Origin of the sequence: Bacteroides caccae, from assembly GCF_002222615.2 — a bacterium.
Classification (GTDB): Bacteria; Bacteroidota; Bacteroidia; order Bacteroidales; family Bacteroidaceae; genus Bacteroides; species Bacteroides caccae.
The window spans coordinates 998,160-1,013,130 of sequence record NZ_CP022412.2 but is presented as its reverse complement, the minus strand read 5'-3'; the positions used below and the strand labels follow the sequence as shown (position 1 = coordinate 1,013,130).

Here is a 14,971-nt window from a genome sequence, read left to right as displayed (position 1 = left end):
GGTATACTTAGAATTGTGCTTTAATAGAGAAATCGACCGTCCATGACTTCGGATAGCTTAAGCCTCGCTCTTGACGGATAGAATTCCAGTTAATAAAATCGCGTGTACTTGCTTCCAATCGAAGCATATTCATCCCCAAATGTTTCTTTATCCACTCCCGATTAAAATCATAGCTCAAAGTCAATGCACTCAAGCGCAGATAAGCCTTGTCCTGAACGAAGCGTGAAGTCGGCATGGTGACATTATCAGCGTTTTTAATATCTTTAAACTGAGCAATATCTCCCGGTTGTTTCCATCTGTCGGTCAACACACGCAAGTCTACATTTTGATATTGTATTCTGGCGTTTTCTACCCGATCCACCAAAGTCTGATTATACTCCTGTCCGCCCCATTCGTATTGGAAAGCCGCAAACAAGCTCCATGCTTTATAGGCAAGATTAAACCCAACAGAACCGTTGAATTTAGGTTCTGTATTACCAACAACCACTTCCTGAGTGGCATTCCAAGTATCGGACACGCTACCATCACGATTCAGGAATATTTCCTTACCCGTAGTGGGATCAATACCCAAAGACTTCACAGCCCAAATGGAAGTAAGTGACTGTCCTTCCTCATATTGAGATATAGGTACTGCATATTGAGCATTATAGCGACCATACTCTTCATTCGCAGAATTCTGATAAAATTGTTCTACACGTAGATTATAGGCACGTTGTGAATCTGATATTTTCACAATCTTATTTTTATTGTGTGCCATATTTCCCCACAGAGCTACCAACCAGTCACGATTACGAAATACTTCACCACGCACCTGCAACTCAAATCCCTGATTCAACACTTCGCCCATATTGTCTTTATAACTAGAGAAACCTGAAGTTTGAGACAAACTGACATCGTTCACTAAATCAATGGTCTTATCATGGTAATAATCCGCATCTACTGTTAAGCGCCGATTCAGAAATTGCATTTCAATACCTACATTAAACTTATCAGTCTTTTCCCAACTCAAGTTGTTATTTCCTAAAGCTTTTAGCACTGCGCCAAAGCCTGTTGCATACCATTCATCAAAAAGCGCCTCATACATGGTTGTAGCAGCATAAGACGGGAAACTAGCCTTACCAGTCCGGCCATACGATGCGCGTACCTTCAATTTATTGACTATCTCATTACCTTTTAGGAATTCATAATTATGAATGTTCACTCCCAAACCTCCTGAGAAGAAAGGTGCCCAGCGCTGTTTGGAACCAAAATCAGATGAACCGTCAAAACGAACGGAAAAATCAGCTAAATAGATATCGTTCCATGTATAGTTTCCGGTAGCCCACGTACTAACCATACGTGAGGTTCCTTCGGTACGCGACGGCTTTTCATATATCTCGGCTGCATAATTCGGCGAATGAAATTGTCCGTTCGGGAATCCACGATAATGAGCACTTGTCGCATCTGATGAGCCGGAAGATGCTTCCCAAGCCACAGACAAATTCAAATTATGTTTATTGAAAGAGCGTGTATAATATAAAGCCGCATTTGCATTCCAACTCAAATTGTTTCCATTATCTACATAGAGGTCACCCAAATTATGACCACCGTCACGAGGGGAAGCTGTTGTTTTTGAAGATAACGGATCAATGAACCGTTCTCCGTTAGAATACTTGCGGTTCACGCTGAATTGCCCCCTGACGGTCCAATAATCAGTCAGATACCAATTTAAGCTCAAATTATTGGATACTTCATCATAAGCACTCCAAGTATAATTGCCAAGAGTCGCTTCATATAACGGGTTTTTAGCCACGCGTCCGCCACTAACTTGCGAAAATTTTAAATTTTCTTTCAATGTACCATTATCATTATAAGGTGTATCATACGGCTGCAAAATAGTATAATCACTAAAAGAACCATAAGGCGACTCTTTTGATTTGGAATGAGTAAACGATACAGTGTTCTTCACTTGCAAAGACTTCATTCGATAATCCAAAGAAAAACCAACACTGTAACGATCACGGCCAGAACCTTTCATCACACCGTTCGCTCCATTATAAGATGCATCTACACCCCAACGCAGATTTTGCGTACCTCCTTCTATGAAAAGACTGTGTTTATGATCGAATGCATTTCGCAGAGGCAATACCATCCAATCGGTATCTACACCACGTTGAATCTCAGCAAATTTCCGGTTGTAATCATAGATTTCAGTTCCAAAATCAGTATTCTCAAAAAGTCCGGCAAGACGTTCCATTTCCAGTTTCTGCGAAGCGTTTGCCAAACTATAATCGCGCAAATCGGGCATTTCCAATGTACCGGTGAAATTGTAAGAAACACGAACTTCGCCCGGTTTTGGAGCAACAGTAGTAATTACCACTACACCGTTAGCGGCACGCGAACCGTAAATAGCCGTAGCGGCAGCATCTTTAAGGATAGTCATACTCTCTATACGGCTAGGATCCAAGTCATATACCTTTTCAATGCTAACCTCAAATCCATCCATAATAAATGTAGGAAGATTCGGATTATTCTCCAGATTCGATTTAGACAGTTGATTCTTGTCCAAATCTCTGACACCTACCCCCGAACGTCCGCGAATATACATTTCAGGCAACGCATTAGGATCGGAGCCAAACTGCGTATTAGTCATCAAGCGGAAAGAAGGATCAAACGACTGCATGGCGTCAAGTACATTCGTCTGTGACACCTTGCGCAATTCATCACCTGTTATTTGCGTAGAACTACCCGTAAAGCTGGATTTACGAACATTACTGTATCCCGTAACGACTACATCCTCCAATGTTTTCACATCGTCCACCATAGTTATTTCAAGCATCTTCTTACGGGTAGCATCCACCTGAAGTGTTTGTTTTTTCATTCCGATAAAAGAGACCTCCAAAGTCACTTTGTCATTTTTCACATCCAGCGTAAACTCACCTTCAATGTTTGTTGAAGTACCTGTACGAGTACCTTTCACAATAATACTGGCTCCGGGAATCGGATCTCTATTCGAATCAACAACCATACCGCGAATACGGTTTTCCCGTTTTTCCGCCTGCATTTTGCGAATCACCACAATGCCGTCCTTCACCACATAATCAAATCCCTGAGGATTAAGAATCAACTTAAGTGCGATCTCCCATTTCTCATTTTTCGCATCAATCGACACCGGAGGCACTCCTTTGAACATTTGTGAATTATACAACATATTCACACCTGTTTGTTTCTTCACTGCATCCAAAACAGTCTCGATAGAGACATTGTGCAGTTTCAAAGTTACCGTCTTGTCTTGTGACGGTAAAGCCCATGCACTAAACGTGCAGCACATTGCCACTAGAAAACATAGCAGCCATCGTTTTTCTCTCATAAATTAATGATTAAACTTTTGTGTACCTAATATTCTAACTATTCTATATTATTCCAATTCTTCTACCTTATCATATATCAATATGTTCCTTCCACTGATTTTATAAGTCAGATCTCCTGTCAGTTCCAGTGCATCCAGGAATGAATTTATTGTTCCATAGCGTTTCAAACTACCACTATAAGTAATGTCACGCAAATGGGGAGTCTCATAATAAACCTGTATGTCGTACCAACGTTCGAATGTCTGCATTATCTCTCCTAAAGGGCGGTTATTAAAGACATACCTCCCGTCTACCCAACCGACATATTCATCCAGATCTACCATACGTTTTTCCGAACCGTTGGCAGAAACCACAGCCTGCTCCCCCGGCGAAAGAATAATAGTTCCGATGCTTGATGAAGAGAACTGTACTTTTCCGTGTACCAACGTTGTGTAAACAGACGCATCGGTATAAGCATTGATATTGAAGGCAGTACCAAGCACAGTTACCTCTCCAAGATGAGTCTGCACGATGAATGGCCGTGTTTCGTCTTTCACGACATCAAAATAGGCCTCGCCTTCCAATGCCACAACTCTCCGCTTACCTGCAAAACGTACCGGATAAGTTAGTTTGGAGCCGGCATTCAAATGAACAGTAGTTCCATCCGCCAGGATTACGGTATTTTCACCCCCACGCGGTATAACCAACTCATTGGATTTAACCGGTTTTTCTTCGGTACTTTCTTCCTCATGTTGTGTTGTAACGGTTGGTTGATAAGACAGTACTCCTTTCTTATATTTTACTTGAACGCCATCTACTACCACATTCACTTCTTTTTTATCCACATCAATAATGCTACCGTCAGGTAACGTTAACTGTGCCTGTTGTGTACCCGGCTGAATAAGAACTCTCTTCTCCTCTACTGCCGAATAGAAATTCGACATATAGAATGAAAGGCCGACAGCCAGAACTATGACAGCCGCAGCAGCATACCACCAAACCCGGGAAATAGAAGGCTTACGTTCCTTCTTCTCCATTCGTCCGATTTTCTGAAGGAAAGATTGATAAGCTTTCTTTGATGAATAATCTTTATATTCTCCAAACGCAGCCTTCAATGTTTCACCATTCTGCAACTGCTCATACACTTTCTTTAAGTCCGGGCATTCCGCCAATCGTTTTTCAAGCTCTTTCCGTTCTGCTTCATTCGCTTCTCCCAAAAGAAACTTTCTCATTAAAGCAGCATCTTGATATATATTTTCGAACTTATTCATCTTATTATCTATTTTTTAATTAAATTGCAATTTCATCCTTGTTTTATTATAACTATACATAACTCATAGAAAAGGGTGACAAAAAGATGATCTTTTTTTGGAGAAGGAATATCCAACGAGGGATTTTAAAGAGAAAGATATAGCATTATGCTATCAAAATGAAGAAATACGGTTACATTTAACAAAGAAAACAAATCTTAATCAATCAATAAAAAGACAAAGAAGTATCAAATTGACTTTATTTCTTTTTAGAAAAATAAACAGAGAATTATAGAATGAATAGAGTCTCCCAGCTTTTCACGAAGAAATTTATAGCTACGGCTCTTTTGAGTTTTAACGGTATTGATACTTATTTCCAGACGTTCCGCTATTTCTTCCCAAGTATACCCTTCGATTCTCAACAGAATGATCCGGCGTTGCTCAGGCGGAAGTTCTTCAATATGGAAATACAACTGACGGATGATCTCTTCTTTCACTGTCAATGCATAAATCATATCCTCGTCTTGCCGACATTCTTCAGCAAGGGAACTTAGAATACTATCATGAATCTGATTATTGCGTATATATAATAAGGTATTATTATAACAGGCACGATAAAGATAATTGGTAAGCTCTTTAATATCAGAGAAGGTACGCTTACCCTCCCATACGGAAATAAAGACTTCCTGTACCAAATCTTCAACTGCATCGGGAATTGGCAATATCTTGGAAACATAAACACATAGAGCAGCATAAAAACGATCGTAGAAATCGCCCCACGTCTTTTCATCCTTCCGGTTAACTCCTGCTACTATGGTGTCAATTCTATCACTCATATTGTCACTCTACTCATCAAAAAAGAATACAGAATTCGTAGAAATCGCTATAACCACTTACTATATCGATATTTACGAATGCAAATATATTGTTTTTTTCAAAAACACAGACTTTAAGTAGCCTACAAAATAGAAAATAAAAACGTTCTTTCTCTATATAAAAAACACAATATCATCTATCACCTATCACCGACATCAAGCAAACCGTTTATTCATCGTACTTTCCGACGGTGATAGGTTGTTTCCTAACCTATCACCCAACCTATCACCTATCACCAACCATTTTCAAACAAATTAGTATATAAAACCAGCCGGTATCCACCTACTAAAAAATATATCCCTTAGACAGGGCCAACAGATTATACCTTGGCAGCAGGTGTTTCACGCCGAGAAACAAATAGTTTCAAGTAATGGAAACCAAAGTTTCAAGGCTTAGAAACTCTAGTTTCGCACCGTTGGAACTAAAGTTTCAAGCCGGAGAAACTACTGTTTCCCTTGCAGAAACTTAAATGCTCCAATAGGAACAACTCCATGCTTATAGCATACAGCGATATAGGGGTACAAAAAAAGAGCGAATTATTCCGCTCCACCATTAAAGAATCCCCATAAATGGGATTCTTCTTTTTCATCATTCATTTACTCGTTTCCTGAAAACTACTTTTTACTAATACCTAGTCAAAACAACCTTTTTCCTAAAAACTAATCTTAAAATCCAATACCTTAATTTTATAAACTAATATCCTTTAATATTACCTTGTTCTAATACCTAAAATCTTAGTAGTTTCACAACTACGCTGCAAAGGTATAGCTGTTTTAGAAAACAACAATAGTTAGTATGCTAAAAAACATATTTTCCCCTATTTTTTTGATTTATATCAAGAAAACAAGGAACGATTAGGTGTAATAAGGACATTCATTATTCAAATGCATGGAATCACGGACAGATCTTCTCTTTTCACTTCTATTTCATCAGAGGAACCGCCCATTTTTCTACTTACAAAAAGACAGCAAATAAAAGATTAAATATGCAAAATTCCAGCATTCCGTTCCAAAAAGCAAGTACAAAGCAATAAATAAGAGATAAGATTGTAGACATTCTGTATATTTAAACTCCAAAATTACGGCGATTTTTCGAACCATTCCGGACACTCCCCCGAATTTTCGGAAGCAAAAACAACTGAAAGATACAAGTCTCGCAACTTTTCCGTAACTTTGCAGCGTTTGATAATAAATAAGATAGGAATGGATTTTAAGTACGACGTTATCGTAATCGGTGCCGGACATGCAGGCTGTGAAGCAGCAGCCGCAGCAGCAAATTTAGGTTCCAAGACTTGTCTCATCACAATGGACATGAACAAGATTGGACAGATGAGTTGCAACCCGGCCGTAGGAGGAATCGCCAAAGGACAAATAGTACGTGAGATAGATGCACTGGGTGGACAAATGGGATTGGTGACAGATGAAACAGCTATTCAGTTCCGAATCTTAAACCGTTCAAAAGGCCCCGCCATGTGGAGTCCTCGTGCCCAATGCGACCGCGCCAAGTTTATCTGGTCATGGCGCGAGAGACTGGAAAACACCCCCAACCTTCATATTTGGCAAGATACTGTATGCGAACTTCTCGTTGAAAACGGAGAGGTGACAGGACTCGTCACCGTCTGGGGAGTTACTTTCAAAGCAAAGTGCATCGTACTGACTGCGGGAACTTTCCTCAACGGACTGATGCACGTAGGACGCCACCAACTACCAGGCGGAAGAATGGCCGAACCGGCTTCCTATCAACTGACCGAATCTATCGCCCGCCATGGGATTACTTACGGAAGAATGAAGACCGGAACTCCGGTACGTATCGACGCACGCAGCGTGCACTTCGACCAAATGGAAACGCAAGACGGAGAATGTGACTTCCACAAGTTCTCTTTCATGAATACAAGTACACGTCATTTGAAACAACTCCAATGCTGGACATGCTATACAAATGAAGAAGTACATCGGATTTTACGTGATGGATTGCCGGACTCTCCCCTTTTCAACGGACAAATTCAAAGTATCGGCCCACGCTATTGCCCCAGCATAGAGACCAAGATTGTGACTTTCCCCGACAAAGACCAGCATCAGCTTTTCCTCGAACCGGAAGGAGAAACGACACAGGAATTATACCTCAATGGATTCTCCTCTTCGCTTCCAATGGATATACAGATTGCTGCCTTGAAAAAGATTCCCGCTTTCAAAGACTTGGTTATTTATCGTCCGGGATATGCAATTGAATATGACTACTTCGATCCGACACAATTAAAACATACGCTGGAATCGAAAGTTATTAAAAACTTGTTCTTTGCCGGACAAGTAAACGGAACCACCGGCTACGAAGAGGCCGGAGGACAAGGAGCAATAGCCGGAATCAATGCACACATTAATTGCCATGGTGGAGAAGAATTTACGTTGGCACGCGATGAAGCATATATCGGCGTATTAATCGACGATTTAGTTACCAAGGGAGTTGACGAACCTTACCGGATGTTTACTTCACGCGCAGAATACAGGATTCTGCTCCGTATGGACGATGCAGACATGAGACTTACCGAACGGGCATACAAACTCGGATTAGCCAAGGAAGACCGTTATCGGTTGATGAAAAGCAAAAAGGAAGCTGTGGAACAGATTATTTCTTTCGCACGAAATTATTCGATGAAACCGGCACTAATTAATGATGCGCTCGAAAAGATAGGAACAACTCCCCTACGTCAAGGTTGCAAATTAATTGAAATATTGAACCGTCCGCAGGTGACGATAGAGAACATAGCCGAACACATTCCGGCATTTCAACGGGAACTGGAAAAAGTAACAAGTGCCAACCAAGACCGTAAAGAAGAAATTTTGGAAGCTGCCGAAATCTTAATCAAATATCAAGGTTATATTGACAGAGAGCGAATGATAGCAGAAAAGCTGGCACGCCTGGAAAGTATAAAGATAAAAGGTAAGTTTGACTATTCTTCTATCCAGTCCCTATCCACCGAAGCTCGCCAAAAGCTGACTAAAATAGATCCGGAGACCATTGCCCAAGCGAGCCGGATTCCGGGAGTATCGCCAAGCGACATCAACGTGTTGCTGGTACTTTCGGGCCGGTAAGCGGCAACGTTTCACGTGAAACAAAGCATTTAAAGAAACGAGATAAATCAATGATTATGAGCAAAGAAACGCTAATTAAAAGTATCCGGGAAATTCCCGACTTTCCGATTCCGGGAATCCTGTTTTACGATGTAACCACATTGTTCAAAGATCCGTGGTGCTTGCAAGAATTATCGGACGTTATGTACGAGATGTATAAGGATAAAGGTATCACCAAAGTTGTAGGTATAGAATCAAGAGGATTCATCATGGGACCGATTCTGGCTACCCGACTCAATGCTGGCTTCATCCCTATCCGTAAACCCGGAAAACTTCCCGCAGAAACTATTGAAGAAAGCTATGACAAAGAATACGGAAAAGACACAGTGCAGATTCACAAAGATGCATTGGATGAAAACGATGTAGTACTGCTGCATGACGACTTACTGGCAACGGGCGGAACAATGAAAGCAGCCTGCGAACTGGTGAAGAAATTGAAACCGAAGAAAGTATATATCAACTTTATCATCGAACTGAAAGACCTCAACGGAAAATCAGTATTCGGAGATGATGTAGAAGTAGAATCCGTATTGACTTTATAAAGGATTTGTTTATATTTGCAGGGCGTAGTGATACTACGCCCTTTTTCATTTTAGCTATTTCATCCCTAAAGATTATGAATACAGAAGCGGAAAACAAAACCAATAAATACTTGAAAGGAATCGTGGCAAACCTTCCTGAAAAGCCGGGAATCTACCAGTACCTGAATGCGGAAGGAACGATTATATACGTTGGAAAGGCTAAAAACCTGAAGAAAAGGGTATACTCTTATTTCAGCAAAGAACACGAGCCGGGAAAGACACGGGTATTGGTAAGCAAGATAGCTGATATACGGTATATCGTGGTGAACACAGAGGAAGATGCACTGCTATTGGAAAATAATCTGATCAAGAAATATAAGCCGCGTTATAACGTCTTATTAAAGGATGACAAGACTTACCCTTCGATCTGTGTACAGAACGAATATTTTCCCAGGATATTCAGAACCCGGAAGATTATCAGAAACGGCTCATCTTATTATGGTCCGTACAGCCATATCCCCTCGATGTATGCAGTGCTGGACTTGATAAAGCATTTATATCCGTTACGTACCTGTTCTTTAAACCTCACTCCGGAGAACATACGGGCCGGGAAGTTCAATGTATGCCTCGAATATCATATAAAGAACTGTGCAGGACCCTGCATCGGGCTTCAGTCACAAGAAGAATATCTAAAAAACATCGATGAAATCAAAGAGATTCTAAAAGGGAATACGCAGGAAATTAGTCGTATGCTACTGGAGAAGATGCAGACTTTGGCCGGTGAAATGAAGTTTGAGGAAGCACAGAAGATTAAAGAGAAATATCTTTTGATAGAGAACTACCGTTCCAAATCAGAAGTGGTAAGCGCCGTACTACATAATATAGATGTCTTTTCGATCGAGGAGGATGACAGCAATTCCGCATTTATCAATTATCTGCATATCACAAACGGAGCAATCAACCAGGCATTTACTTTCGAATATAAAAAGAAGTTGAATGAATCCAAGGAGGAATTGCTGACGCTCGGCATTATCGAAATGAGAGAACGTTATAAAAGCCGGTCACGGGAGATTATCGTCCCCTTCGAACTTGACCTGGAATTAAATAATGTCGTTTTCACCGTTCCCCAACGGGGTGATAAGAAGAAATTGCTGGATCTTTCTATCCTGAACGTGAAGCAATACAAGGCCGACCGCATGAAACAGGCGGAGAAACTGAATCCTGAACAGAGAAGTATGCGCCTGATGAAAGAAATACAGCAAGAACTGCATTTGGAGAGACCGCCCTTGCAGATTGAATGTTTTGATAACTCGAACATACAGGGATCGGACGCAGTGGCAGCTTGCGTGGTATTCAAAAAGGCCAAACCTTCGAAGAAAGATTACCGGAAATACAATATAAAGACAGTAGTGGGGCCTGATGATTATGCTTCGATGAAAGAAGTCGTAAAAAGGCGTTATCAGCGCGCAATAGAAGAAAGTTCGCCGTTGCCCGACCTGATCATTACCGACGGTGGGAAAGGGCAAATGGAGGTCGTCAGAGAGGTCATTGAGGACGAACTAGGGTTGAATATCCCTATTGCCGGATTGGCTAAAGACAATCGCCACCGCACGTCTGAATTGCTATTCGGGTTTCCTCCGCAAACTATCGGGATCAAACAACACACTCCCCTGTTCCGGTTGCTGACACAAATACAGGATGAAGTACACCGCTTTGCGATTAGTTTTCATCGCGACAAACGTAGCAAAAGACAGGTTGCATCTGCATTGGATAGCATCAAAGGCATCGGGGAAAAGACTAAAACAGCTCTTTTGAAAGAATTTAAGAGTGTAAAGCGGATAAAAGAGGCGTCGCTAGAGGACATCAGCGCTATTATTGGGGAAGCGAAGGCCAAGACGGTGAAGGAAGGATTGAATAATGAATAACAGAGGCTAAAAGTAGAAGGTTTCAAGAGGCAGTAACACGTTCTTCTTCGATAATATTTTCCTCCCAATACATCGTTTTCTCTTTCGAAATTCGTAAATTTGCCTTTCATAATCACGAAATAGAATAAATAGCAATGCGAATAGTTATACAACGGGTAAGCCATGCATCAGTGACCATTGAGGGACACTGCAAATCAGCTATCGGAAAAGGAATGCTGATATTAGTCGGCATTGAGGAAGCCGATGGGCAGGAAGACATTGACTGGCTCTGCAAGAAGATAGTAAATCTGCGCATTTTCGACGATGAGAATGGCGTAATGAACAAATCCATACTGGAAGACGGAGGAGAAATTCTGGTTATCAGCCAGTTCACTTTACATGCTTCCACCAAAAAAGGGAACCGTCCTTCTTATATCAAAGCTGCAAAGCCGGAAATATCGGTCCCACTCTATGAGAAGTTCTGCAAAGATTTGACTGCCGCATTGGGCAAAGAAATCGGTACGGGTACCTTCGGTGCAGACATGAAAGTTGAACTTTTGAACGACGGACCTGTTACTATATGCATGGATACGAAAAACAAAGAATAACGTAAACAACTTATAATAAAAGAACTATGACCCTGGAAGAAGCTCAAAAACAGGTAGACCAATGGGTAAAGACATACGGCGTCCGCTATTTCAGCGAATTGACCAATATGGCAGTACTGACGGAAGAAGTCGGGGAACTGGCCCGCGTCATGGCCCGCAAATACGGTGACCAATCCTTCAAGGAAGGTGAGAAAGACAATATCGAAGAAGAAATAGCAGACGTTCTGTGGGTGCTCCTATGCATCGCCAACCAGACAGGCGTAGACGTCACTGCCGCCCTTCAAAAGAGTATGGAAAAGAAAACGAAACGAGATAGCAAAAGACATATCAATAACCCAAAACTGAACGATCATGGAGGAGAATAATTCACTGTCCAACAAGTACGATGCCGCTCTGGCGAAGTATAATACACATCTGAGCGATGCAGATATTCAGGCTCGCGTAGCTGACCTGATTGAAAAGAAAGTGCCGGAGAACAACACGGAAGAAGTCAAGAAATTCCTGTTCACGTGCATTGACCTGACTACACTGAACAGTACGGATAGCGATGAAAGCGTTATGCGATTTACTGAAAAAGTAAACCAGTTCGATGATGAATTTCCTGACTTGAAAAATGTAGCTGCGATCTGCGTGTATCCCAACTTTGCAGCTATCGTCAAGAATACGCTGGAGGTAGACGGAGTGAATATCGCCTGTGTATCAGGAGGATTCCCTTCTTCTCAAACATTTACCGAAGTAAAAGTAGCGGAAACTGCACTGGCCATTGCAGACGGCGCAGACGAAATAGATATTGTAATCTCCATAGGCAGGTTCCTGAGTGGCGACTACGAAGCAATGTGTGAGGAAATACAGGAGTTGAAGGAAGTCTGTAAGGAACGCCACCTCAAGGTAATCCTCGAAACGGGTGCACTAAAGAGCGCTTCCAACATCAAAAAAGCCTCTATCCTATCCATGTATTCAGGTGCGGATTTCATCAAAACATCGACCGGAAAACAGCAGCCTGCAGCTACTCCGGAAGCTGCTTATGTGATGTGTGAAGCTATCAAGGAATACTATCAGAAGACAGGAAACAAGATTGGCTTCAAACCGGCAGGAGGAATCAATACAGTCAATGACGCAATTATTTATTACACTATTGTGAAAGAAGTATTGGGTGAAGAATGGCTGGACAACCGGTTATTCCGCTTGGGAACAAGCCGCCTGGCAAATCTCCTACTCTCTGATATCAAGGGAGAAGAAATAAAATTCTTCTAGGAAAGGCTACATAAGCAATCAAATATGCCTTACCGCACGGCTCTCCGCAAAACGAGAACCGATGCGGTATTTTTTATTTAAGAAAAACTAAAGATAGTTATCAAGCAATCCGCAAAAATCATTATCTTTGTCTCAGATTTGGCTGTGGATATCTAGCTAAATAATTGAACCAGAGAACGTTTCATTTATTACCAAATTCCTGGAATTCGGCAAAATTCAAAGTTATGAATGGTAATAAGCAAACGGGTCTCACGCACTTTCATGTATATACTGTTGTTATATAGCGAACGGAGCGTGGGACTGTTGCTTGTGTATAATTCATAACGGCTTGCCGAAGCCTCAGGAAAATATATAGCAACAGTCCCCACGCTTTTTCAGTGAACTTTAATCATAAGAGTATAAAAATGGAAGCACACATTCAAGCCTTAAGAATAAACCGCAATCCGCTAAATCTAGTCCTCGGGACGAAAAGAAAGCTAGGGTTGCGCATTGGCTATATGGAAGCTGCGTTAAAAGGTTTTTATCTCAACTCAATAGAAACAGGAGTTCACCCGCAAAAGTTAACCCGACTGCTGTCTGAAGAATTTCACTGCGTTGACACCGAATCAACCAACGGACTATTACAATTCCTGACTAATGAAGGAGACAGGGTTCCCTATCAGATCATGCTCCCCTACCTGCTCTCGTCAGACAATATCAACGAATTTGAAACAATCATACATAAACGCTTTTTCGGAGTGGAACGTTTCGTCCGGCAGGGAAACAATTTATACAGATTCGTAAAATATACAGAGGAAAGAAGAGACCCGATTATATGGATAAATGACTTGGAAAGAGGAATTGACGCATGGGATATGGGGATGTTGGTCAACCTGGCACGTGCGGCTTATGAAATCGGATATATCACCAAAGGACAAGCATGGGAACATATTGAGCAGGCAGGAATACTATGCTCCGAAATACTCCGTTCGCCGGAAGAAATAGACAAGAGTTTCCTCCTCGGGCGAGCAATGCAATCAGAGAAAATAGAAGATTGGGACCGTTTATTATCGTGCTATTTACTTTTGAACAAACATCGATAACCGCTATTTTTCGCGATCTACAACGTAATCCAGATAAGACCGGAGAGCCACGCAGATAGCAGAATCCGGCAGAGAGGCCAACAGCCCAAAGGCTTTTTGCTTATATGCGTTCATCGTCCGGACAGCATATTCAATACCACCGTTTTCCTTGGTAAATGCGATCAGACGAGCTATTTCATCGAGAGTAGCCGTACCCTCTTTCACTTTGAGAGCAATTTCAGTAGCCTGATTGTCATTCGCTCTATTAAGTGCATACAAGACAGGGAGTGTCAGTTTGCCTTCAAGCATATCGTTCCCTGTCGGCTTACCGATTTCCTTGCTGTCGAAATAGTCGAAAATATCATCCTTAATCTGAAAACAGATACCGATATATTCACCCAACAAGCGGGCTAATTTCACTTCTTCCTCACTCACTCCTACCGAGTAAGCCGCCGCCGCCGTACAGGCAGCGAATAGGGCCGCAGTTTTCTTACGAATCACATCGAAATAAACTGTCTCCGAAAAGCTATGATTACTTACATTTGAGAGCTGGAGCAACTCGCCGTCGGCAAGATCCTGCCCCAATGAAGATACCAGCCGGATAATCTGATGACTGTTCGTCAGCTCGGCATGCACCAGGCTTGTTGCCAGAAGATAATCCCCCGTCAGTACGGCTACCTTATTATTAAAGATAGCATTCACCGAGAGTTGCCCACGGCGTTCGGTACTTTCGTCCACTACGTCGTCATGCACCAAACTGGCATTATGAAGAAGTTCCAGAGATACCGCCGCATGAAGAGTGGCAGGAGACACGACGCCATAAAGGCGTGCTACCAACAAGACGAGAATAGGACGCATCATCTTTCCACTGCGCTGGCGTATATGAGCTACTACGCTATCAAGCAGTGTATTCGAACTGGAAAGAGAACTATCATAAAGTTCTTTGAAAGCCTCAAGTTCGCTTTCAATCGGTGTTCTGATAATAGAGATGCTGTCCATTCATGCACAATTTGAGCACAAAAGTAATAATAAAACGCTTA

Annotated in this window: 11 protein-coding genes; 7 read left to right on the top strand and 4 right to left on the bottom strand. The window is 41.8% G+C overall.

Annotated elements, in window-relative coordinates:
- Window positions 1-7: 7 nt before the first annotated feature.
- The 3 genes from CGC64_RS03965 to CGC64_RS03955 form a co-directional block, all read right to left on the bottom strand.
- A complete protein-coding gene (locus CGC64_RS03965) occupies window positions 8-3,349 on the bottom strand; it encodes a SusC/RagA family TonB-linked outer membrane protein (RefSeq protein WP_005676892.1) in 3,342 nt (1,113 codons plus the stop codon).
- Window positions 3,350-3,397: 48 nt separating this feature from the next.
- Window positions 3,398-4,600, bottom strand: coding sequence for a FecR domain-containing protein (locus CGC64_RS03960; protein WP_005676891.1), 1,203 nt, complete (start codon window positions 4,598-4,600; stop codon window positions 3,398-3,400).
- 248 nt (window positions 4,601-4,848) lie between these two features.
- Window positions 4,849-5,415 (bottom strand): RNA polymerase sigma-70 factor, encoded by a 567-nt coding sequence (locus CGC64_RS03955; RefSeq protein ID WP_005676890.1) that lies wholly within the window; start codon window positions 5,413-5,415, stop codon window positions 4,849-4,851.
- Window positions 5,416-6,657: 1,242 nt separating this feature from the next.
- On the opposite strand from CGC64_RS03955, the gene mnmG reads away from it, so the two are divergent.
- The 7 genes from mnmG to CGC64_RS03915 all read left to right on the top strand — a co-directional run bounded on the left by mnmG (window position 6,658) and on the right by CGC64_RS03915 (window position 13,952).
- The gene (mnmG, locus tag CGC64_RS03950; protein WP_005676888.1) at window positions 6,658-8,544 is read left to right on the top strand and encodes a tRNA uridine-5-carboxymethylaminomethyl(34) synthesis enzyme MnmG; all 1,887 of its coding nucleotides are present in this window, start codon (window positions 6,658-6,660) and stop codon (window positions 8,542-8,544) included.
- A gap of 50 nt (window positions 8,545-8,594) precedes the next feature.
- A complete protein-coding gene (locus CGC64_RS03945; protein WP_005676887.1) occupies window positions 8,595-9,125 on the top strand; it encodes an adenine phosphoribosyltransferase in 531 nt (176 codons plus the stop codon).
- Window positions 9,126-9,199: 74 nt separating this feature from the next.
- Window positions 9,200-11,029, top strand: coding sequence for an excinuclease ABC subunit UvrC (uvrC, locus tag CGC64_RS03940; protein WP_005676886.1), 1,830 nt, complete (start codon window positions 9,200-9,202; stop codon window positions 11,027-11,029).
- A 134-nt stretch (window positions 11,030-11,163) separates the two neighbouring features.
- A complete protein-coding gene (gene dtd, locus CGC64_RS03935; RefSeq protein WP_005676885.1) occupies window positions 11,164-11,616 on the top strand; it encodes a D-aminoacyl-tRNA deacylase in 453 nt (150 codons plus the stop codon).
- 26 nt (window positions 11,617-11,642) lie between these two features.
- On the top strand, window positions 11,643-11,981 hold the full coding sequence (locus CGC64_RS03930) for a nucleotide pyrophosphohydrolase (RefSeq protein ID WP_005676884.1): 339 nt from the start codon (window positions 11,643-11,645) through the stop codon (window positions 11,979-11,981).
- Window positions 11,968-12,870, top strand: coding sequence for a deoxyribose-phosphate aldolase (gene deoC / locus CGC64_RS03925; RefSeq protein WP_005676883.1), 903 nt, complete (start codon window positions 11,968-11,970; stop codon window positions 12,868-12,870). Before CGC64_RS03930 ends, deoC begins: the two co-directional genes overlap by 14 nt.
- A gap of 404 nt (window positions 12,871-13,274) precedes the next feature.
- A complete protein-coding gene (locus CGC64_RS03915; RefSeq protein ID WP_005676882.1) occupies window positions 13,275-13,952 on the top strand; it encodes a DUF1266 domain-containing protein in 678 nt (225 codons plus the stop codon).
- Window positions 13,953-13,955: 3 nt separating this feature from the next.
- Here CGC64_RS03915 and CGC64_RS03910 read toward each other — a convergent pair whose 3' ends face one another.
- Entirely contained in the window at window positions 13,956-14,930 is a 975-nt protein-coding gene (locus CGC64_RS03910) for a polyprenyl synthetase family protein (protein ID WP_005676880.1), read from the bottom strand.
- Between the last annotated feature and the right edge of the window lie 41 nt (window positions 14,931-14,971).

Coding starts and splice junctions, on each gene's coding strand:
- CGC64_RS03960 (WP_005676891.1), bottom strand. CDS start 4,600: ATGAATAAGTTCGAAAATATATATCAAGATGCTGCTTTAATGAGAAAG.
- deoC (WP_005676883.1), top strand. CDS start 11,968: ATGGAGGAGAATAATTCACTGTCCAACAAGTACGATGCCGCTCTGGCG.
- dtd (WP_005676885.1), top strand. CDS start 11,164: ATGCGAATAGTTATACAACGGGTAAGCCATGCATCAGTGACCATTGAG.
- CGC64_RS03955 (WP_005676890.1), bottom strand. CDS start 5,415: ATGAGTGATAGAATTGACACCATAGTAGCAGGAGTTAACCGGAAGGAT.
- mnmG (WP_005676888.1), top strand. CDS start 6,658: ATGGATTTTAAGTACGACGTTATCGTAATCGGTGCCGGACATGCAGGC.
- CGC64_RS03910 (WP_005676880.1), bottom strand. CDS start 14,930: ATGGACAGCATCTCTATTATCAGAACACCGATTGAAAGCGAACTTGAG.
- CGC64_RS03945 (WP_005676887.1), top strand. CDS start 8,595: ATGATTATGAGCAAAGAAACGCTAATTAAAAGTATCCGGGAAATTCCC.
- CGC64_RS03915 (WP_005676882.1), top strand. CDS start 13,275: ATGGAAGCACACATTCAAGCCTTAAGAATAAACCGCAATCCGCTAAAT.
- CGC64_RS03965 (WP_005676892.1), bottom strand. CDS start 3,349: ATGAGAGAAAAACGATGGCTGCTATGTTTTCTAGTGGCAATGTGCTGC.
- uvrC (WP_005676886.1), top strand. CDS start 9,200: ATGAATACAGAAGCGGAAAACAAAACCAATAAATACTTGAAAGGAATC.
- CGC64_RS03930 (WP_005676884.1), top strand. CDS start 11,643: ATGACCCTGGAAGAAGCTCAAAAACAGGTAGACCAATGGGTAAAGACA.